Source organism: Enterobacter sp. PL_is514 (assembly GCF_055816715.1).
Genome location: NZ_JBVPGN010000034.1, coordinates 88,036 through 107,769 on the forward strand (window position 1 = coordinate 88,036; position 19,734 = coordinate 107,769).

The 19,734-nt window shown below is 56.2% G+C and carries 15 protein-coding genes and 1 other RNA gene; 8 read left to right on the plus strand and 8 right to left on the minus strand.

From position 1 onward, the window contains the following. Positions 1-31: 31 nt before the first annotated feature. The 4 genes from AC0TNG_RS16030 to ppsR form a co-directional block, all read right to left on the minus strand. Entirely contained in the window at positions 32-2,014 is a 1,983-nt protein-coding gene (locus tag AC0TNG_RS16030) for a TonB-dependent hemoglobin/transferrin/lactoferrin family receptor (protein ID WP_473712750.1), read from the minus strand. Between the two features lie 77 nt (positions 2,015-2,091). Next, the gene (hemP, locus tag AC0TNG_RS16035) at positions 2,092-2,274 is read right to left on the minus strand and encodes a hemin uptake protein HemP (RefSeq protein WP_024909414.1); all 183 of its coding nucleotides are present in this window, start codon (positions 2,272-2,274) and stop codon (positions 2,092-2,094) included. A 171-nt stretch (positions 2,275-2,445) separates the two neighbouring features. Continuing rightward, entirely contained in the window at positions 2,446-3,492 is a 1,047-nt protein-coding gene (gene aroH, locus AC0TNG_RS16040) for a 3-deoxy-7-phosphoheptulonate synthase AroH (protein ID WP_473712751.1), read from the minus strand. A 152-nt stretch (positions 3,493-3,644) separates the two neighbouring features. Next, on the minus strand, positions 3,645-4,478 hold the full coding sequence (gene ppsR / locus AC0TNG_RS16045; protein ID WP_023311315.1) for a posphoenolpyruvate synthetase regulatory kinase/phosphorylase PpsR: 834 nt from the start codon (positions 4,476-4,478) through the stop codon (positions 3,645-3,647). Positions 4,479-4,813: 335 nt separating this feature from the next. Here ppsR and ppsA point away from each other — a divergent pair, with 335 nt between their 5' ends. The 3 genes from ppsA to AC0TNG_RS16060 all read left to right on the plus strand — a co-directional run bounded on the left by ppsA (position 4,814) and on the right by AC0TNG_RS16060 (position 11,207). Then, positions 4,814-7,192, plus strand: coding sequence for a phosphoenolpyruvate synthase (gene ppsA, locus AC0TNG_RS16050; protein WP_473712752.1), 2,379 nt, complete (start codon positions 4,814-4,816; stop codon positions 7,190-7,192). Positions 7,193-7,427: 235 nt separating this feature from the next. After that, complete coding sequence (locus tag AC0TNG_RS16055; protein WP_024909412.1) at positions 7,428-8,828, plus strand: MFS transporter; 1,401 nt, start codon at positions 7,428-7,430, stop codon at positions 8,826-8,828. Between the two features lie 3 nt (positions 8,829-8,831). Beyond that, positions 8,832-11,207 (plus strand): glycoside hydrolase family 3 N-terminal domain-containing protein, encoded by a 2,376-nt coding sequence (locus AC0TNG_RS16060; RefSeq protein ID WP_473712753.1) that lies wholly within the window; start codon positions 8,832-8,834, stop codon positions 11,205-11,207. A gap of 5 nt (positions 11,208-11,212) precedes the next feature. Here the strand turns inward: AC0TNG_RS16060 and rprA are convergent. Together rprA and ydiK are read right to left on the minus strand one after the other, a co-directional pair. After that, positions 11,213-11,320: antisense sRNA RprA (gene rprA, locus AC0TNG_RS16065), an RNA gene on the minus strand. Positions 11,321-11,528: 208 nt separating this feature from the next. Then, positions 11,529-12,644: an AI-2E family transporter YdiK gene (ydiK, locus tag AC0TNG_RS16070; protein WP_061715441.1), complete on the minus strand. Its 1,116-nt coding sequence runs from the start codon at positions 12,642-12,644 to the stop codon at positions 11,529-11,531. 199 nt (positions 12,645-12,843) lie between these two features. On the opposite strand from ydiK, the gene ydiJ reads away from it, so the two are divergent. From ydiJ to AC0TNG_RS16085, 3 genes are all read left to right on the plus strand, one after another. Continuing rightward, complete coding sequence (gene ydiJ, locus AC0TNG_RS16075) at positions 12,844-15,900, plus strand: D-2-hydroxyglutarate dehydrogenase YdiJ (protein WP_473712754.1); 3,057 nt, start codon at positions 12,844-12,846, stop codon at positions 15,898-15,900. After that, entirely contained in the window at positions 15,897-16,307 is a 411-nt protein-coding gene (gene menI, locus AC0TNG_RS16080) for a 1,4-dihydroxy-2-naphthoyl-CoA hydrolase (RefSeq protein WP_023311321.1), read from the plus strand. The genes ydiJ and menI overlap by 4 nt, the downstream gene beginning before the upstream one ends. 85 nt (positions 16,308-16,392) lie before the next feature. Continuing rightward, complete coding sequence (locus tag AC0TNG_RS16085) at positions 16,393-16,587, plus strand: YdiH family protein (RefSeq protein ID WP_003857766.1); 195 nt, start codon at positions 16,393-16,395, stop codon at positions 16,585-16,587. A gap of 50 nt (positions 16,588-16,637) precedes the next feature. Here AC0TNG_RS16085 and AC0TNG_RS16090 read toward each other — a convergent pair whose 3' ends face one another. Next, the gene (locus AC0TNG_RS16090; RefSeq protein WP_473712755.1) at positions 16,638-17,267 is read right to left on the minus strand and encodes a helix-turn-helix domain-containing protein; all 630 of its coding nucleotides are present in this window, start codon (positions 17,265-17,267) and stop codon (positions 16,638-16,640) included. A 69-nt stretch (positions 17,268-17,336) separates the two neighbouring features. After that, positions 17,337-17,996: a winged helix-turn-helix transcriptional regulator gene (locus AC0TNG_RS16095; RefSeq protein WP_090417276.1), complete on the minus strand. Its 660-nt coding sequence runs from the start codon at positions 17,994-17,996 to the stop codon at positions 17,337-17,339. Positions 17,997-18,413: 417 nt separating this feature from the next. On the opposite strand from AC0TNG_RS16095, the gene AC0TNG_RS16100 reads away from it, so the two are divergent. Both AC0TNG_RS16100 and AC0TNG_RS16105 read left to right on the plus strand, forming a co-directional pair. Then, the gene (locus AC0TNG_RS16100) at positions 18,414-18,944 is read left to right on the plus strand and encodes a fimbrial protein (protein WP_024909406.1); all 531 of its coding nucleotides are present in this window, start codon (positions 18,414-18,416) and stop codon (positions 18,942-18,944) included. A gap of 79 nt (positions 18,945-19,023) precedes the next feature. Next, complete coding sequence (locus tag AC0TNG_RS16105) at positions 19,024-19,701, plus strand: fimbrial biogenesis chaperone (protein ID WP_032650975.1); 678 nt, start codon at positions 19,024-19,026, stop codon at positions 19,699-19,701. Positions 19,702-19,734 lie beyond the last annotated feature (33 nt).

The window sequence follows — 19,734 nt, forward strand, 5'->3', positions numbered from 1 at the left end:
TCTTCCTTCTGAAAAGTTGCCCCGAAGGGAATTACCACTGATAGCTTACGAAAATCTTGCCGTTACGACCGTCCTGCGGAATGCCCTGAGGTGACCAGTATGCTTTGTCGAAGGCGTTGCCGAGTACCAGCGTCGTGGTCACGCCTTTGAGTCGCTCCTGGCCTTTGTAGCTGACATAGAAGTCGTTGACCGCATAGCCCGGCTGCTCGCTGTAGCTGCTGCTGATATGCGTTGAGCGATCGACAAAGGTCCCAATCCAGCCGACGGAGAACCCGCTTTGCGCCACCGGAACGTCCAGCTTGCTGGTGACGGTATCCGGGTTGATGCTGGAGATGTACTCGCCCGTATCGGTGTCTTTCCCGCGCGTGCGGTTATAGGCCAGGTCGAGGCTGAAGAGGTCGGCCGAGTATTTTGCCATCATGTCCCAGCCCCAGATTTTGGCGTTCGGGACGTTATAAGACATGGTGGTTGCCGCCGCGAAATCGACGGTGGTGGAGATATAGTCTTTGGCTTTGGTATCGAAATAGCTGGCTTTAAACTCCAGCGCATCGTTGGCAAGCATCAGATCGTCAAAGCGCAGGCCAAAACCAAACTCCTGCGTTTCGTTGGTTTCCGGTCGCAGGTTCGGGTTGGGCACCCAGTAGTTGGTATAGAAGCGGCCAATAGAGAAGTGTTTGGCGTCGTTATACATCTCGCCCATGGTCGGCGCACGGAAGGCCTGCGCGTAAGAGCCAAACAGCATCAGCCAGTCGGTCGGGCTGACGGTTAACCCGGCGCGGGATGACCACTTATCGGCATCCACATCGTTGTAGCCGTCGCTGCTGCCGCGGTAGTTGTCATAGCGCGTGCCGCCCTGCAGGGTAACAGGCAGATCGCGCAGGGTGATCTCATCCTGCAACCAGCCGGAGCTGAAGTCGATTTTCGCGTCCGGGAAGCCGGTGGTTGCCCCGCCCGGATGCTGCTCCTGACGATAGTATTCTCCGCCGTAGGTCAGAAGGTGTGCTGCAACGGTGTCGCTGAACAGGCGGGTGCGGTTTTCCACCTTGCCGCCTTTGGTGGTCTGCTTGCGGAACTCGCCGCTGTTGTCGATATCCTGGGCATTAATGCGCGCTTCGGACCAGTAGACCTTCGCGTCGGCGTTCAGCCAGTCGTTACCTTCCGGGGCGATGCGGTAGCCCACCTGCGCGTCACGCTGAATGGTGGAGCGATCGGTCATCGGGTTGCTGCTGTCCGCCCCGGTGGTTTGCGGGTTTTTCGGCTCCTGAGCGGCGTTATTGTAGTAGCGCAGGGAGCCGCTCAGGGTCTGGGCCGGGTCGAGTTTCCAGCTGCCTTTCGCCAGCATGTTGTTGATGGATTCGTCGTTAGGGGCGGTTGCTCCGTCGCTCTGGCGGATATCGCCGCGATCCCGGCTGGACCAGGCCACCAGACCGTCCAGGGTGTCGGTGCGGCCGTAGGCGCTGGCCCCCATCCCGAGGCTGTGATCGCCCGTCGCGCCCGTTCCAAACACGCGGTAGCCGCTGTTTTTACCCGGTTCGAGCAGATCGTTGGCGTCGGCGGTGTCATAGGAAATCACGCCGCCCAGCGCGCCGCTGCCGTACAGCAGGGCCGACGGGCCGCGAACCACTTCGATACGTTTAATCAGCGCCGGATCGAGGAAGGTGCTGTTCAGGTGGCCGGTATCGGTCCCCTGGCGAACGCCGTCAACCAGCACCAGCACGCCGCGACGGTCATAGCCGCGCAGGTTGACGTCCTGCCCGTTGGTGCGCCCGGTGCCGTCCAGCGTCAGACCGGGGACGTTACGCAGCAGGTCGGCCGCCGAGCTGGCGGTCTGTTTCTCTGGCGCGGTGGCGTCAATCACGCTCACCATCATGGGGGCTTCAAAGGCGCTGCGGGCGTTGCCCGTGGCGGTGACGGTAATGTCGTCTGTGGCGGCGAACGCGACGCCCGGCAGGGTGCTGACAATCGCCAGCGCCAGAAGTGACGGACGTAAAGATGCGGAAGGCAGGTGTGGCATAGCAACTCTCCATAAGAAGTGAAAAGCGCTGGCTGCCTGGGGGTTACCTGGGTGGCTGGCGAAGTTTTTTGTGTTGTTTATTTTGTGAGGATCAGTTTTCCGGCATGGGTCTGACGCAGCAGATAGCGCTGGCCGTCATGCTCGATAATGACCCGGCCCTCATCGCCGAGCAGGGTTTTGCTGTCAATCCGACGCTCGGTAGGGGCTGGTGCTGTGTCTGTTTTTGCTGGCGTTGCCGCGCTGTTATCCGTACGTGACATAATGTTTATAAATAGCAATCAATGTAACAATGATAATCATTATCAATAAACTGCAAATTCACGGCAAGCATTTTTGTGAAAAAAGGGTGAGGGGATCAAATTTGGGGTGAGATGCGGTCTGATGCCCTCACCCCGACCCTCTCCCACAGGGAGAGGGAGAAGGACTGGATTTTAAAAACGGGTGTCCACGGCAGACGCCAGCTTCTCCAGCAGCAGCTCGCTGTCTTCCCAGCTCAGGCACGGGTCGGTGATCGACTGGCCGTACACCATCTGCTGTCCGGCAACGATTTTCTGCGTGCCTTCTTTGATAAAACTCTCGGCCATAATCCCTGCAACGGCGGTTGAACCGCTGCAGATCTGCTGGCAGATCTCGTCGCATACGTCGAGCTGGCGGCGATGCTGCTTCTGGCAGTTGCCGTGGCTGAAATCCACCACCAGATGTTCCGGCAGGTCGAACTCGGCCAGCGTTTCACAGGCCGCCGCAATATCTTGTGCATGGTAATTGGGTTTCTTCCCGCCGCGCATAATGATGTGCCCGTACGGGTTACCGCTGGTCTGGTAGATGGTCATATGACCGCTTTTATCCGGCGACAGGAACATGTGGCTGGCACGGGCTGCGCGGATGGCATCAACCGCGATACGGGTGTTGCCATCGGTCCCGTTTTTAAAGCCGACCGGACAGGATAGGGCGGAGGCCATCTCACGGTGGATCTGGCTTTCGGTGGTGCGTGCGCCAATCGCGCCCCAGCTGATCAGATCGGCGATAAACTGCCCGGTCACCATATCGAGAAACTCGGTCGCCGTCGGCACGCCCAGCTCGTTGACCTGTAAAAGCAGCTTCCGCGCCAGCTCGATACCGTGGTTAACGCGATAGCTGCCGTTGAGGTCAGGATCGGAAATCAGCCCTTTCCAGCCCACCACGGTGCGCGGTTTTTCAAAGTAGGTGCGCATGACGATCTCAAGGCGATGCTGGTACTTATCCCGCAGTCCCTGAAGTCGTTTTGCATAATCCATCGCGGCATCCAGATCGTGGATGGAGCAAGGCCCAATCACCACCAGAAGACGTTTGTCTTCACCATTCAGGATTTTTTCAATGCGGCGGCGGGAAGCCGTCACGTGTTCCGCGACGGCGGCGGAAACAGGATGCCGCTGGGCCAGTTCAGCCGGCGTGACAAGGCTGTCAATGCGCGCAGTGCGGAGTTCATCGGTTTTATTCATGGAATGTCTCAGAAAATTTTTGCTTCATCGGCAGACTACCGGGAAGTGATGGGCATCACCTTAAACCAATCCCTGCTGATTTCAAGTTCGGGGCGACACCGCCCCGTGGTTGCAGATGATGATACCTGAATCTGAGTTAATGTACTAGCATATTAGTACATGCGGCGATTAAGCCCCATGATGTCGAGAATTTTGGTGGCAATTTCTTCAACCGAATAGTTGGTGCTGTTCAGCCACGGGATCTGGTTTTTGCGGTACAGCGCTTCCACTTCGGAGACCTCCATACGGCACTGGCGCATAGAGGCGTAGCGGCTGTTCTCGCGGCGCTCTTCGCGGATGGCCGCAAGGCGTTCCGGGTTGATCGTCAGGCCGAACAGCTTGTGCTGCAGCGGCTTAAGGGCGGCAGGCAGCACCAGGTTATCCATGTCATCAGCGATAAACGGGTAGTTTGCGGCGCGAATGCCAAACTGCATCGCCAGATAGAGGCTGGTCGGGGTTTTGCCGCAGCGCGACACGCCAAGCAGGATCACCTGCGCCTGGTCGAGATTACGCAGAGAGATACCGTCATCATGTGCAAGGGTGTAGTCAATGGCGGCGATACGCGCGTCGTACTTGGTCAGGTTGCCGGGGTTCAGCCCGTGGGTGCGGTGGGCGATAGGCGTCGGATCGAGCTTAAGTTCGCTTTGCAGCGGAGCCACCAGCGCCTGCACGATATCCTGGCAGAAGCCTTCACTTTGCAGAATGATGGAGCGAATCTCGGGGATCACGATCGAGTAGAACACCAGCGGGCGGACGCCGGTCTGCTGGTAGATGGCGTCAATCTGGTCCTTCACCGCTTTGGCGCGGCTCTCGTTTTCGACAAACGGCAGCGTGATGCTGTTTATCGAAACGGGAAACTGCGACATCACCGCGTGGCCCAGGACCTCGGCGGTGATCGCCGTACCATCAGAAATATAAAAAACGTGGCGATCGACAGCACTATCCATTTTACTCACCCTGAATATCAGACCTAATTGTCTGAAAGCATAAATTAAAAAAGTAAATTACACAGCAAAGAACTTATCTTAATTATAAATGAAACGGCGTTTTTGATTTTCCTGAAAAGTGGATTTCATTTTTCAAATAGCGACTTTATTTTTGGGGTTTCTGGCTGAAAATATAGGAATCATCGGGTTAATGCCTGGTGGGAAAGTATCCGAAAAGTTGAAATTTTAAATTGCTTACACGATTCACCGTTTTTTTAGCGCTAATAAATATGCCAGTATAAATACGTAGTCAGGTGTTACTTACTCCGATCAAATATCACAAAAGGATTGTTTCGATGTCCAACAATGGCTCGTCACCGCTGGTGCTTTGGTATAACCAACTCGGCATGAATGATGTAGACAGAGTTGGGGGCAAAAATGCCTCCCTGGGTGAAATGATTACAAATCTGTCGGGTATGGGTGTCTCCGTACCGAACGGGTTTGCCACCACCGCCGATGCCTTTAACCTGTTTTTAGACCAGAGCGGTGTTAACCAGCGCATTTACGACCTGCTGGATAAAACGGATATTGATGACGTTACCGAGCTTGCCAAGGCCGGGGCGCAGATCCGCCAGTGGATCATCGACACACCTTTCCAGCCGGAACTGGAAAAAGCCATTCACGACGCGTACAACCAGCTCTCTGCTGACGATGCGCAGGCCTCCTTTGCCGTGCGTTCCTCTGCAACCGCAGAAGATATGCCGGACGCCTCGTTTGCCGGGCAGCAGGAAACCTTCCTGAACGTCCAGGGTTACGATGCGGTGCTGGTGGCGGTGAAGCACGTGTTTGCTTCCCTGTTCAACGACCGCGCCATCTCCTATCGCGTGCACCAGGGCTACGACCATCGCGGCGTCGCGCTCTCCGCTGGCGTGCAGCGCATGGTGCGCTCGGACGTGGGCTCATCCGGCGTGATGTTCTCCATTGATACCGAATCCGGCTTCGACCAGGTGGTGTTTATCACCTCCGCGTGGGGTCTGGGTGAGATGGTCGTGCAGGGCGCGGTAAACCCTGACGAATTCTATGTCCACAAGCCTACGCTGGCCGCTGGCCGTCCGTCGGTGGTGCGCCGCACCATGGGCTCGAAAAAAATCCGCATGATCTATGCCCCGACCCAGGAGCATGGCAAGCAGGTTAAAATTGAAGATGTACCGCAGGAGCAGCGCGACCGCTTCTCCCTGACCGACGCCGAAGTGCAGGAGCTGGCGAAGCAGGCGGTGCAGATTGAAAAACACTACGGCCGTCCGATGGATATCGAATGGGCGAAAGACGGGAACACCGGCAAGCTGTTTATCGTGCAGGCGCGTCCGGAAACCGTCCGCTCACGCGGTCAGGTGATGGAGCGTTATACGCTGCACGCCCAGGGCAAAATCGTGGCGGAAGGCCGTGCCATCGGTCACCGCATCGGTGCCGGTCCGGTCAAAGTGATCCACGACATCAGTGAGATGAACCGTATTGAGCCAGGCGACGTGCTGGTGACCGACATGACCGACCCGGACTGGGAACCGATCATGAAGAAAGCGGCGGCTATCGTCACCAACCGCGGCGGTCGTACCTGTCACGCGGCGATCATTGCCCGCGAGCTGGGTATCCCTGCGGTTGTCGGCTGCGGTGACGCCACCGAGCGCATGAAGGACGGACAGAACGTGACCGTCTCCTGTGCCGAGGGCGATACCGGCTACGTGTACGCCGATATCCTCGACTTCAGCGTGAAGAGCTCAAGCGTGGATACCATGCCGGACCTGCCGCTGAAGATCATGATGAACGTCGGTAACCCGGACCGCGCGTTTGACTTCGCCTGCCTGCCGAACGAAGGCGTTGGTCTGGCGCGTCTGGAATTTATCATCAACCGTATGATCGGCGTTCACCCGCGTGCGCTGCTGGAGTTTGACGATCAGGATCCGAAGCTGCAGAACGAAATCCGCGAGATGATGAAAGGCTACGACTCGCCGAAAGAGTTCTACGTCGGCCGTCTGACCGAAGGGATCGCGACGCTGGGCGCCGCCTTCTATCCGAAACGCGTGATCGTGCGTCTGTCTGACTTTAAGTCTAACGAATACGCCAACCTGGTCGGCGGCGAGCGCTACGAGCCGGAAGAAGAGAACCCGATGCTGGGCTTCCGCGGGGCCGGACGCTACGTGTCCGACAGCTTCCGCGACTGCTTCGCGCTGGAGTGTGAGGCAGTGAAGCGCGTGCGCAACGACATGGGGCTGACCAACGTGGAGATCATGATCCCGTTCGTACGTACCGTAGATCAGGCGAAAGCGGTTGTGGACGAGCTGGCGCGTCAGGGGCTGAAGCGCGGCGAGAACGGGCTGAAGATCATCATGATGTGTGAAATTCCGTCCAACGCCCTGCTGGCCGAGCAGTTCCTGGAGCACTTCGACGGCTTCTCTATCGGTTCGAACGACATGACGCAGCTGACGCTGGGTCTGGACCGCGATTCCGGCGTGGTCTCCGAGCTGTTCGACGAGCGTAACGAGGCGGTGAAAGCGCTGCTCTCCATGTCCATCCGCGCGGCGAAGAAGCAGGGTAAATACGTTGGGATTTGTGGTCAGGGTCCATCCGACCATGATGACTTTGCCGCATGGCTGATGGAAGAGGGGATTGATAGCCTGTCCCTGAACCCGGACACCGTGGTGCAAACCTGGCTGAGCCTGGCGGAACTGAACAAGTAACGCCGCGCTGACCCGAAAAGGCGAGGATATTATTCCTCGCCTTTTTTATTTCCCCCTCTTATTTGCTCCCCATCACAAATAAAGTAAAAAACCAAATATCATAATTTGCCTGTCAATTTAGACAATTGTTAGCGCGCAAACCGTTGCTAATACTTGAGCCTTACATGCGCATTTCCCTTCAGATGATGCGCAACTGGTTGAAATACGTTTTAACCTGATAAAAAGGCAAATAACAATGACACTCTCCTCTGTATTGCGTACCAAAGATAAAATAGGTTATGGCTTAGGTGATATGGCCAGCGCGCTGGTCTGGCAAACGGCAACGTTATTTCTCGCCTATTTCTATACGGACGTTTTTGGGCTGCCCGCCGCGATTATGGGCACCATGTTTTTAGTGGTGCGCGTGGTTGATGCGTTTGTCGACCCGTGCATTGGCGCACTGGTGGATCGCACCCAGACGCGTCACGGTCGTTTCCGTCCCTGGCTGCTGTGGTTCGCCATTCCGTTTGGCGTAAGCTGCCTTATCACATTCTATGTACCGGACGTGGGACCGACGGCGAAAATCGTTTATGCCTGCCTGACCTACGCGATCTTAAGCCTGATTTACTCCGCCATTAACGTGCCTTACTGCGCTATGCCCGGCGCGTTGACATTAGACCCGCGCGAGCGTCACTCCCTGCAGTCGTGGCGCTTTGGCCTGTCGTTTATCGGCGGGTTGATTGTGACGGTCATCGCCCTGCCGCTGGTTTCATTGTTAGGCCAGGGCAACGTGCAGAAAGGCTATTTCTATGCCATGAGCCTGATGGGGCTGCTGGGCATTGTGCTCTTTTTCTGCTGTTTCCTGATGACCCGAGAGCGCTATTCGCCGCGCAATGATACCTCCGGCTCCATGCTGACCGATTTAAAACTGCTGGCCGGTAACAGCCAGTGGCGCATTGTTTTCCTGTTTAATATTTTGCTGTTAACGGCGGTGGTAACGCGCGGTTCCGCCACGATGTATTACGTGAACTATGTGCTGTTGCGTCCGGATCTGGTTTTTGCCTTTATTGTTTCCGGAATGGTCGCCTCCTTAAGCGGCGCTTTATTATCTGAACGGCTGCTGGGGAAATTTGATCGCGTACGCGCCTATCAGTGGACCATTATTTCCTTCGTCATTTTCGGCGCGCTGATTTTCTTCCTGCCGCCTTCACAGGTGTGGCTGATTTTTGGCCTCAACATCGTCTTTAGCTTTGTGCAAAACCTGACCACGCCGCTGCAGTGGACCATGTTCTCCGATGTGGTCGACTACGAAGAGCACCGCAGTGGCCGCCGTCTGGACGGGCTGGTCTTCTCCACCGCGCTGTTTGCCATCAAATTCGGCCTGGCGCTGGGTGGGGCAGTGGTCGGCTGGGTGCTTGGCATGGTGGATTACGCCCCGGGACAGGCAACTCAGGCACCCCACGTACTCTCAACGATTAACGCGCTGTTCACCCTTATCCCGTGCGCGCTGTTCCTCTGCATGGTCGCGCTGCTTGCCATCTACAAGCTCAACAGCCGGCTGGTGGATTCCATCGCCCGGGAGCTGGCCAGCAAGCGTGAGGTGAGACCCGACGCGGGGCAGCTCAGCCCGGCAACCCCTTCCGCACTACAGGAGTAAAATATGACTGCTATCTATAAGGACGCGGGACGTCCCGTGCACGAGCGCGTCGCCGATTTACTGGCGCGTATGACCCCGGAAGAGAAGTTCGCCCAGATGCATGCGTACTGGCTGATCCTCGATGAAAACGGCAACCACCGCGAGCGCAGCGACCTCAGCGATGAATTCGCCGGCGTGAGCGAGCAGGCCGCGCTGAGCGAACGGCTGAAGCTGGGCGTCGGGCAGATCACCCGTCCGCTGGGCACCCACATCGTTGATGCGAAAACCGGCGTGCGTGCCGCGAACCGCCTGCAGCGCATGATGATGGAAGAGACGCGCCTCGGCATCCCGGCGCTGTTCCATGAGGAGTGTCTGGTGGGGCTGCTGTGTAAAGACGCCACCCTGTTCCCGTCATCGCTGAACTACGGCTCTACCTGGGATCCGGAACTGGTGCAGCGCGCGGCAGAGCAGATCGGTAAAGAGGCACGGTCCGTCGGCTGCCAGCAGGGGCTGGCCCCGGTGCTGGACGTGTCCCGCGACGTGCGCTGGGGGCGGACCGAAGAGACTTTCGGCGAGGATCCGTGGCTGGTGGGCGTGATGGCGACCGCCTACGTGAAGGGCTTACAGGGCGATAAACGCGACCTGCTGGCGACCCTGAAGCATTACGTTGGCCACTCGTTTAGCGAAGGGGCGCGCAACCACGCACCGGTGCACCTTGGGTTCAGCGAGCTGAACGATACCTTCCTGCTGCCGTTTGAAATGGCGGTCAAGCTGGCAAACGCCGGGTCGGTCATGCCGGCCTATCACGATATCGACAATCAGCCGGGGCACAGCGACAGCTTCCTGCTGACTACCGTCCTGCGCGAACAGTGGGGATTCGACGGGATTATTGTGGCGGACTACGGCGGCGTCAGCCTGCTGCACCAGCATCACGGTGTGTCTCACGATGCGGCCGAATCCGCCGCGCTGGCGTTCAACGCCGGGCTAGACGTTGAGCTGCCGAAAGACGACTGCGCGCGCCATCTGGCGGAAGCGGTAGAGCGCGGGCTGATCTCTATGGCGAAAGTCGATGAGATCGTGGCGCGCGTGCTGACGGAAAAATTCCGCCTGGGGCTGTTTGAAAAGCCGTACGCGGATGAAAACGGTATCGATCTGCAAAATGATTTGACCCGCCAGGCCGCGCGGGAAGTGGCGACAAAATCGGTCACGCTGCTGGAAAACAACGGCATTTTACCGCTCGGCGGCAAACCCCGCGTGGCGGTAGTGGGGCCGACGGCAGACGATCCGCTGGCGTTACTCAGCGGCTACAGCTTCCCGGTGCATCTGATCATCAGCGATATGGTGGAAGAGACCTCGCAGGTCACGACCCCGCGCGCGGCGCTGGAGCAGTATCTCGGGGCATCGAACGTCCGCTATGCCAAAGGGTGTCACATCATCGAAAAACGGATGGCGGGCGCGCCGGTCTTCCCTGGCGACAGCGGCAGCAAACCGATGCAGCAGTCGCCGGTCTCGCAAAGCACCGCATTGATCCCCGAGGCCGTGAACGCGGCGCAGGAGAGTGACGTGGTGGTCGCCTGCGTGGGCGATCTCGCCGGGCTGTTCCAGAGCGGTACCGTGGGGGAAGGTTCCGACACCGACTCCCTGAATCTGCCGGGCGTGCAGCAACAGCTGCTGGAGGCGCTTGTAGCGACGGGCAAACCGGTGATTGTCGTGATGACCGGCGGCCGTCCGTACAACCTTCAGGGGCTGGAAGGTAAGGTCGCGGCGCTAATAATGGCGTGGGCGCCGGGGCAGGAAGGGGGCTGGGCGATTGCGGATGTGTTAACCGGGCGTGCGGAGCCGCAGGGGCGTCTGGTGGTGAGCGTGCCGAAAAGCGCCGGGGCAATGCCGTATTACTACAATCACAAGCTCAAAAGCGGCGGCACGCCGTTTGCGTTCCACTTTGGTTCGCGTTACCCGTTTGGCTTCGGCCTCGGCTGGACGACGTTTAGCTGGGGGGCTGTCCGCGTAGCTGAAACCAGCGTGCCGGTTGAAGGCGAGGTGACGCTGAGCGTGGATATCACCAATACCGGAGAGCGCAGCGGCAGCGAGGTGGTGCAGGTTTACGTCAGGGATAAGGTCGCCACCCAGGTTCGGCCGCTCCAGGAGCTGAAGGCCTTCCAGCGCGTCACGCTCTCGCCGGGCGAAACCGCCGCGCTCAGCTTTACGCTACCGGTTGAGATGTTCAACTTTACCCGCCGGGACGGGAAACGCATCGTTGAGCCGGGCGAGTTTGAACTGCAGGTTGGCGCATCGTCGGCGGATATCCGCGAGAGGGTGACGGTCAGGGTGACCGGGGAAACCCGCGTGCTGCCCGCCGAGTGGCGGATGCTCAGTACCTGTAAGGTGACACGCGCGTAGTCAGGATAAAAAAAAGCCCATCGTGGGAGATGGGCAAAGACTACACACAGCAATTCGTTGTTTCACTCAGGGGATTTCCATGCTTATAAATCAAGGTGTTGATTTATAACCGTGAGCTAATAGTAGGCATTGTGATCTTTAGCGTCGATCAGATTCGTCTCAATAGTTAAAGAGGCGTAAAGATTTCTTGAGGTTAATCGCGGGTTTAATGCAGAAACGGCGGGTCTGACCAGTGTGCAACGAATAAATACTTTAGCAGCATTAAAGTATTGTGAGGGGGAATGTAGGCCGGGTAAGCGTTAGCGCCACCCGGCAAAAAACTTAATGCGTGTTCTTCTCTTCCAGCTCTTCCAGTTCGCTCAGAATCACGTCCGGGTCTGTTCCCGGAGGTGGAATTTCATGCACCCAGGCGGAGAACAGGCGCCAGGTAACGGCGAGCAGCACCGGGCCAATAAACAGGCCAATCATGCCAAAGGCAATCAGACCGCCAATGACGCCGGAGAGGATCAGGATCAGCGGCAGGTCAGCACCCATACGGATGAGGATCGGACGAATGACGTTATCCATGGTGCCGACTACGCAGCTCCAGACCAGCAGCACCGTTCCCCACGTGGTGTCACCCGTCCAGTACAGCCAGATAATGCAGGGAACCAGCACCAGCAGCGGCCCCAGTTGCGCAAGACAGGTCATCAGCATGACAACGGTAAATACGGTGGCGTACGGTACGCCGGAAATCGCCAGACCGATACCGCCCAGCACCGCCTGCACCAGCGCGGTGACCACCACGCCCAGCGCAACCGCGCGCACGGCCTGCGCAGCCAGCAGTACCGCAGCATCACCGCGCTTGCCCGCCAGGCGGGTGGCAAAGTGACGAACGCCTAAAGCGACCTGCTCGCCGCGCCAGTAGAGCAGGGCGCTGAAGAGCAGCATCAGGGTACAGTGCATCATAAACCGGCCGATATGTGCCGCCTGACCGACAAACCAGGTGGTTGTGGTGCCAATGTACGGGCGGACTTTTGCCATCAGCGCGCTGCCGCCCATCTCCAGCAGGCTATGCCAGCCGCTGTAGAGCTTGGCGCCCACCACCGGAATGCTGTTCAGCCAGGCCAGATCCGGCAGCGTCAGGTCACCGCTGCTAATGGCACGAATAACCGGGCCACTGGAATCCACCAGGCTATTCACCAGCAGGGCAATCGGAATAATAAACAGCAGGAACAGCAGGAGCGTCATGACCAGCACGGCTAACCCGCGACGGCCGAACAGCAGCTTCTGCAAGCGCAGCAGCAGAGGCCACGTGGCCACGACCACGGTCGCGGCCCAGGCGAAGCCGAGAATAAAGGGTTGAACAATCCACAGACACGCAATAATCATGAGGGCCAGAAACAGCACCGACAGTAAAATTTGCGCAACATCCCTGGGCTGGCGAAGATTGACCATAAATGAAACTTTCCTTAAAAGAACGCCAGTACGACTGGCGGGAACGGAAAACCGCGTCTCTCTAATCATTGATGATCTCGGCGGTTTTTGACAGGCGGATTTTGCCTGTAATTCAGCAGAGATTATAAGAAAAAAATGTGATAAAACTTTTAAGATACACGCAAACGATTTCATACAACTCTAATTAGGGTCGACAGTCATGATCCCACAGATTTCTCAGGCACCTGGCGTCGTTCAGCTGGTGCTTAATTTTTTGCAAGCACTGGAGCAACAGGGTTTTACAGGTGATACCGCCACGAACTATGCCGACAGGCTGACGATGGCGACCGATAACAGTATTTACCAGCTTCTTCCCGATGCCGTGGTTTTCCCTCGTTCAACGGCCGACGTGGCGCTTATCGCCCGGCTGGCGACGCAGGAGCGCTTTGCTTCACTGGTCTTTACGCCGCGCGGCGGCGGCACCGGGACCAATGGTCAGGCGCTGAACCAGGGCATCATTGTTGATATGTCGCGCTATATGAACCGCATCATTGAGATCAACCCGGAAGAGGGGTGGGTGCGGGTCGAAGCGGGCGTTATCAAAGATCAGCTTAATCAGTATCTCAAGCCTTACGGCTACTTTTTTGCCCCGGAGCTTTCCACCAGTAACCGTGCGACCCTTGGCGGGATGATCAACACGGATGCCTCCGGTCAGGGCTCGCTGGTCTATGGTAAAACCTCCGATCACGTGCTGGGCGTGCGCGCCGTTCTGCTGGGCGGTGATATCCTCGATACCCAGCCGATGCCGGTCGAACTGGCGGAAACGCTGGGTAAAGATAACACCGCCAGCGGACGCATTTATCGTACCGTACTGGAGCGCTGCCGCGACAACCGCCAGCTTATTCTCGATAAGTTCCCCAAACTAAACCGCTTCCTGACCGGGTACGACCTGCGTCACGTCTTTAACGACGACCTGACTCAGTTTGATTTAACCCGCGTGCTGACCGGTTCCGAAGGGACGCTGGCGTTTATCACCGAGGCGCGGCTGGATATCACCCGCTTGCCGAAAGTGCGTCGTCTGGTGAACGTGAAATATGACTCCTTCGACTCCGCGCTGCGCAATGCACCGTTTATGGTGGAAGCGAAAGCGCTGTCGGTGGAAACGGTCGACTCCAAAGTGCTTAATCTGGCCAGGGAAGACATTGTCTGGCACTCCGTCAGCGAGCTGATTACCGACGTGCCGGATAAAGAGATGCTCGGTCTCAATATCGTGGAGTTTGCCGGCGATGATGCGGAGCTGATTGAGCGCCAGGTCACCACGCTCTGCCAGCGTCTGGATGAGCTGATTGCGCAGGGCCTGGGCGGCGTGATCGGCTGGCAGCTCTGTAACGATCTGGCCGGGATTGAGCGTATCTATGCGATGCGTAAAAAAGCCGTGGGCCTGCTCGGCAATGCAAAAGGGGCGGCGAAGCCCATTCCCTTTGCCGAAGATACCTGCGTGCCGCCTGAACATCTGGCGGATTATATCGTCGAGTTTCGCGCCCTGCTGGACAGCCACGGCCTGAGCTATGGCATGTTCGGCCATGTCGATGCCGGGGTACTGCACGTGCGTCCTGCGCTGGATATGTGCGACCCGCAGCAGGAGATCCTGATGAAGCAGATCTCCGACGACGTGGTGGCCTTAACCGCCAAATACGGCGGTCTGCTCTGGGGAGAGCACGGGAAAGGGTTCCGCGCGGAATACAGCCCGGCATTCTTCGGCGAACAGCTCTACGCGGAGCTGCGCAAGGTGAAAGCGGCTTTCGACCCGCATAACCGCCTCAACCCGGGTAAAATCTGCCCGCCTGAAGGCGTGGACGCGCCAATGCTGCAGGTGGATGCCGTCAAGCGCGGCACCTACGACAGACAGATCCCGATTGCGGTGCGCTCCTCCTGGCGCGGCGCGATGGAGTGCAACGGCAACGGCCTGTGCTTTAACTTTGATGTGAAAAGCCCGATGTGCCCGTCGATGAAAATCACCAGCAACCGTATCCACTCGCCAAAAGGGCGGGCGACGCTGGTGCGCGAGTGGCTGCGGCTGCTGGCCGACCGCGGGGTGGATCCGCTCAGGCTGGAGCAGGAGCTGCCGGAAAAACGGGCCAGCCTGCGCTCGCTGATTGAGCGCACCCGCAACAGCTGGCATGCCAACAAGGGCGAGTATGATTTCTCCCATGAGGTGAAAGAGGCGATGTCCGGCTGTCTGGCCTGTAAAGCCTGCTCCACCCAGTGCCCGATTAAAATCGACGTGCCGGAATTCCGCTCGCGCTTCCTGCAGCTGTATCACACCCGCTACCTCCGCCCGGTGCGCGACCATCTGGTGGCGACGGTGGAAAGCTACGCGCCGCTGATGGCGCGCGCGCCGAAGACGTTCAACTTCTTTATCAACCAGCCGCTGGTGCGCAAGCTCTCCGAAAAACATATCGGCATGGTCGATCTGCCGCTGCTGTCGGTGCCGTCTCTGCAGCGCCAGCTCGTCGGGCATCGCTCGGCGAACATGACCCTGGAGCAGCTGGAGGCACTCACGCCTGAGCAAAAAGCGAAGGTGGTGCTGGTGGTGCAGGATCCGTTTACCAGCTACTACGATGCGCAGGTTGTGGCCGATTTCGTCCGTCTGGCGGAGAAAGTGGGTTACCAGCCGGTTGTGCTGCCGTTCTCCCCGAATGGCAAGGCGCAGCATATTAAAGGTTTCCTGAACCGCTTTGCGAAGACCGCGCAGAAAACGTCTGACTTCCTGAATCGCGTGGCGCAACTCGGGATACCGATGGTCGGCGTCGATCCGGCGCTGGTGCTGTGCTATCGCGATGAATACAAGCAGACCCTGGGCGATAAGCGCGGCGACTTCAACGTGATGCTGGTGCACGAGTGGCTGCCGATGGCGCTGGAAGATAAGGCTGTTCAGGATGTCAGCGGTGAACCGTGGTATCTGTTCGGTCACTGTACGGAAGTGACCGCGCTGCCGGGTGCCCCCGCGCAGTGGGCGTCTGTTTTTGCCCGCTTCGGTGCGAAGCTGGAGAGCGTCAACGTAGGCTGCTGCGGGATGGCCGGCACCTACGGACACGAAGTGAAAAACCACGCCAACTCGCTCGGCATCTATGAGCTGTCCTGGCATCAGGCGATGCAGCGCTTGCCGCGAAACCGCTGTCTGGCGACGGGTTACTCCTGCCGCAGCCAGGTAAAACGGGTAGAAGGCAACGGTGTACGTCACCCATTGCAGGCTTTACTGGAGATAATTGGATGATCTGGAAACGTGCCGTGACGCTGCAGGCGCTGAACGCCATGGGCGAGGGGAATATGGTGGGACTGCTGGATATCCAGTTTATCCGCATTGGCGACGATGAGATTGAGGCCACCATGCCCGTCGATAGCCGCACCCACCAGCCGTTTGGTTTATTGCACGGCGGAGCGTCCGTCGTGCTGGCCGAAACGCTGGGCTCGGTGGCGGGGTATCTCTGCACCGAAGGGGAGCAGAAGGTTGTCGGACTTGAGGTGAATGCTAACCATATTCGCTCGGTGCGCAGCGGACGCGTGCGCGGTGTTTGCCGCGCGCTGCACGCCGGAAGCCGCCATCAGGTGTGGCAAATAGATATTCTCGATGAGCAGGATCGCCTGTGCTGCTCGTCGCGGCTGACCACGGCGGTTGTGTAAAGTTTTCAGATGTCTTGCCTTTGGTCAAAAACTAGCCAGCGCGTTGTGGTATACTGGTCAGGTTTTGTACATAAGCGAGGACATCATGGATACTGAAATAACCCCAACACAGCTGGCAATTGAATATTTACGTCGCGATAAGAGCAACCTGTCTCCGGCGCAGTACCTGAAAAAGCTGAAACAGCTTGAGCTGGAATTTACAGATTTGCTGGCGCTCTCTTCAAATGAGCTGAAAGAAGAGATCTACTTTGCCTGGCGGTTGGGCGTTCACGTCCATTGAGTACATGAGAATAAAAGGGCCGCGAATGCGGCCTTTTTTGTGTCTGACGTTCAGTATCGGGCGGGGAGTTTATTGATTTTGATGAGCCTGCCTTCTTCCATTTCGATGAATCCGCCGGTTTTTAAATCCGCCAGAATGCGCATCACGCCGCTGCGGGAGAGCTGAGTTTTCTCTCTGATATACCTTTCCGCCGTCACGCTGAGCCGATAACTCTCATCTTCCTCCATCAGCTTGACCAGCTGCTGGCGAATCATCTCATACGCCGTCGGCGCGCCCTGCGGCATCACGTTGTTATAAAGACGGCTATACACAAAGATGAGCTGTTTAGAAAGCAGTCCCCATAGCGCCTTCTCTTTGATAATTTCATTCACCCGCTCGGTGGTGAGCGTCCCTATCAGACAAGGGCTGACGGTCTTAATATAATCATTGAAATAGATGTCGGTCAGGTTGGCGAGGCCGAACACGGCCGGACTGCGAGCCGTAGACAGCATCATGTCATCGCTTCTTCTGTAGATGGCGATGGTTCCTTCGAGAATTAAATAGCACATGCCCTGACCGTTAATTTGCAGGTCCAGTCGTACGCCGCGGGCGGTATGTCGCGTTGTGCAATCAGGCAACAGGTGTGAAATAAGCTCTTGCGCGTAGGGAGAACCCCGTTGAGACTTTTCTGGAAGGGACATGGCAGCCGACAACCTTAAAAATAACCTGGCTAATTATAGCGCTTCTCCCGGGTACAGGCACGCTGGCTATCAATATTTTCGCGGCAGATGATGAATGTCAAGCAGCACCCCACGTTCCATGGTGATGTACTTCCCGGTCCGCAGTTCTGCCAGAATACGCATAATTCCGCTACGTGAAAGATAGGTCCTGCTTTTGATGTACGCGGCGGCCGTCGTATTTTTCCGTATGGCATCGGGCTCCTGCATGAGTTCAACAAGCTGGAAGCGAATGATGTCGTAGGCAGACATTTGCGATATTTGCGCGCAGTGCTCATACACCCGTGAGGCCGTATAAATCAGCAGCTTTGAAAAGTGCTCCCATAAATCCTGCTGCGCAACAATCTGATTAAACGTCTCCAGCGACACGCGGGCGATTTCTGCCGTCTCCAGGGCCCTGACATAGAGATGCTCCGAAGAAAATTGACTGCTGACGCCAAGAATAAAAGGCGCTGATTCAGAGTTTAAAACAATGCCGTCGCCGCGACGATGAAGCGCCACGCTTCCCTGGAGAAGTAAAAAACACTGGCGCACATCATCTTTATAATAATGTACGGTTTCTCCCCGACAGATGACCATTCTGTCCGCAGCAGGTAGCACTGATTTAATCAGGGTATCTATATGGATAAACGGTTTTAAACCCAGAACGGTTGATTCGTGGTTATTCAATGGCGTGGTTAAACGCGTATTCATAAGATACCTCACAGCGACTACGGGTCTGATCGTTTTTTGATCTGCCTGGAGAATTATCTTAAAAATGAAGGAGTCAGGGAATATTTCGGCAAGGTCCAAAAGTAGACCGTTGAGCATCTGATATCTAACCCCTTGAATGAAAACATAAAGACGATCAAGTCTACTAATAGACCAGGAAATAAGACGTAAGCGTATCCTGAAAGAAATGTTGAAATTACGTTAAATCAGAGTCTACAGCTAGACCATCAAAAAGTTGTATTCACCAAAATGATTATATAAATTTTAATCAGCCAGTCAGAAAGACCTTATAGCGTTAATTAAAAAGAAGATGAATCCACTGAGATTTATTTATCAACTTTCTGCTGCGTACGTTTTAATAATAAATAAAGTTATCCCGTAAACAGGAAAATGAAGCTTATGAAAAAGAACATTATTTTAGCGATGGTTGCGACAGGTTCTGCCTTAATGATGAGCAATGCACTCGCTGCTGCAGGAACCGTTAATTTTAACGGTAACATCCTGGATTCTGCCTGCGATGTCGCGGTTGCTTCTCAAAATCAGGTGGTGGTATTAGGCGATTACAATAAAACAGAATTTCCGGCAACAGGCTCCCGTACTGCGGCAACGAAATTCGACATCGTCCTGAAGAACTGCCCGGTTACGGTCAACAGTGCCAAAGTCCGTTTTGACGGTACGCCCGATCTGACTAACGCCGATCTGCTTGCTATTGATACCTCCGTCGCCGGTGCGGCAACGGGTGTTGCTATTAATTTGATGACCGCTGATAAAGCGGATCTGCCGTTGCACGGCAGTAACAGCTATAGCTATGTGTTAAGCAGCACCGCCGATAATACGCTGAATTTCTACGCGCAGTATATTTCAACGGCTGCATCGGTGACGGCCGGTCCTGCAAACTCCGTGGCAAATTTCTCCGTTGTTTATAACTAGTCATTAAGCAGAACACGAGTCGGTTCCATGACGTTCTGCGTGGGGGCAGTCTCTGCCCCCGTGTTTCAAGAGGTGTAACATGCATTTTATTAGCAAGGCCCTGCTCATATCGGCCGCCCTGACAGCATCGTTTTCGAACGCTTATGCCGGGGTCATTATTGGCGGTACCCGCGTTATTTTTGATGGTGGGAAAAAAGAGGCATCAATCAGTATCAATAATGCTGATAGCGTGCCTTATTTAATCCAGTCCTGGGTTGACATGCCAGAGGGTAATGCTAATAAAGCACCTTTTATTGTAACACCGCCTTTATATCGACTGGATGGCGGGCAGCAAAACATTGAACGTATTTTACTCTCTGGTTCACTACCCCAGGATAAAGAAAGTCTTTTCTGGCTGAATATTAAAGCCATACCGTCTGCCTCAAAACAGGAAAACTCACTGCAAATTGCTGTCAAAACGCGCATCAAGCTTATTTATCGCCCGTCAGGTCTGAAGGGATCAACGCCGGAAGAACAAGCGAATAAATTAACCTGGTCGCGTAGCGGGAATAAGCTCATGGTCACCAATCCAACGCAATATGTCATCAACTTTAATGAAATAAGCGTCGGTGATAAAAAACTGGATGAGGTCTCCTGGGTGGCACCTGGTGCAACGGCGGTATTTAGCTTACCCGCAGGTGCCAATGGTAACCACATTACATTCAAAGTCATTAATGATTACGGCAGCCCCGGAAGAATGTATCAGGCCAGCTTTTAATTCATCAAAAGCGGCGATCCTCATATCAGGTCA